This window comes from Bradyrhizobium sp. PRIMUS42, from assembly GCF_023006515.1.
Lineage (GTDB): Bacteria > Pseudomonadota > Alphaproteobacteria > Rhizobiales > Xanthobacteraceae > Bradyrhizobium.
The window spans coordinates 1-496 of the sequence record NZ_JALBGZ010001561.1; the positions used below are offsets into that span (position 1 = coordinate 1).

Consider the following 496-nt stretch of genomic DNA (forward strand, 5'->3'; position numbering starts at 1 on the left):
GACGGCGCCCCGCTCGCGGGCCAGCGTATCCAGATTTGGGCGCACACGGTCGAAGGCCAGGAGCACGAGCCGCAGAGCCACGGCGCCACGCTCACCGACAAGGACGGCAGGTTCCGGCTCGAGATGCCGCAGATCATCCCGATCTTCGGCCAGCCGCATGGCCACCTCGCCTATGACAGCGGCGAGTTCAAAACTGTCTTCCTGCGGCCGGTCATGCGGAGCGCGAAGGAAACCAGCCTCGAGGCGCATTTCGTTCTGCAGCCGGCCTGATCGGGCCGGCGAATGACGGGTTGGAGATCGGCGCGGGTGATCCTGGTCAGGGTCGCCGTTGCCCTGGCCATCGGCGTGCCGGTCGCACTGGCTGCGACAAGCGAGCAACTCGCATGGCGCGGGCCGGTCTACATCATCGCCGGCTTCGCAGGGATCGTCGCGCTCGGTCTCGTGCTGGTGCAGCCGCTGCTGATCGGTGGCTATCTGCCGCCGCTGTCGGCCTATC

Annotated in this window: 2 pseudogenes; both read left to right on the top strand. The window is 67.7% G+C overall.

Features of this window, described 5'->3' with window-relative positions:
- Positions 1 to 270, top strand: a pseudogene (locus MOV75_RS41650) (Twin-arginine translocation pathway signal); the annotation flags it as partial.
- Between the two features lie 12 nt (positions 271 to 282).
- Positions 283 to 496 (top strand): annotated as a pseudogene (locus tag MOV75_RS41655) (ferric reductase); the annotation flags it as partial.